Origin of the sequence: Lelliottia nimipressuralis, assembly GCF_004115925.1 — a bacterium.
GTDB lineage: Bacteria > Pseudomonadota > Gammaproteobacteria > Enterobacterales > Enterobacteriaceae > Enterobacter > Enterobacter nimipressuralis.
Genome location: NZ_SDDX01000066.1, coordinates 1 through 548, shown reverse-complemented (window position 1 = coordinate 548; position 548 = coordinate 1). Strand labels below are relative to the sequence as shown.

Annotated in this window: 1 pseudogene; it reads left to right on the top strand. The window is 45.1% G+C overall.

The window, feature by feature from the left end:
• Positions 1 to 371: 371 nt before the first annotated feature.
• Positions 372 to 548 (top strand): annotated as a pseudogene (locus ETG88_RS22220) (glycine betaine/L-proline transporter ProP); the annotation flags it as partial.

Sequence of the window (548 nt, the reverse complement as noted above, 5' to 3'; positions counted from 1 at the left end):
AAAAAAGCTGTGAAATGGATGTAAATGAAAGTCAGTGTTTTATTTAATTGCGAGAGGAATAATAACCAGCGGAAGAATCGTCTGAATGCGATTAAAACGTAACGAAAGAGAGAGGGGTGTTTACGTTTTCTGACAACTTCTGACGCCATACGTAAGTTTTTGTGAAGTTGATCACTAATTTAAACGCTGGTAGGGTAAAGAGGTCACTAACTGCCCAGACAGGCGTCAACAGGTTCGGTTGTATCGACAGTAAATGTCAATGTAAGTAAACCTGCTACGCTTGAAGAAGAAGATTCGCATGAGGCGAATCTCACTTTACAGACCGCATGAGTTTCTGTGGTATGGACAGGGCTGAGTCTACGAGGATAGCAATGCTTAAAAGGAAAAAAGTAAAACCCATTACGCTCGGCGATGTCACCATTATTGATGACAGCAAGCTGCGCAAGGCCATCACTGCCGCATCGCTGGGTAACGCGATGGAATGGTTTGACTTCGGTGTTTACGGCTTCGTTGCCTACGCACTCGGTAAGGTCTTCTTCCCCGGCGCC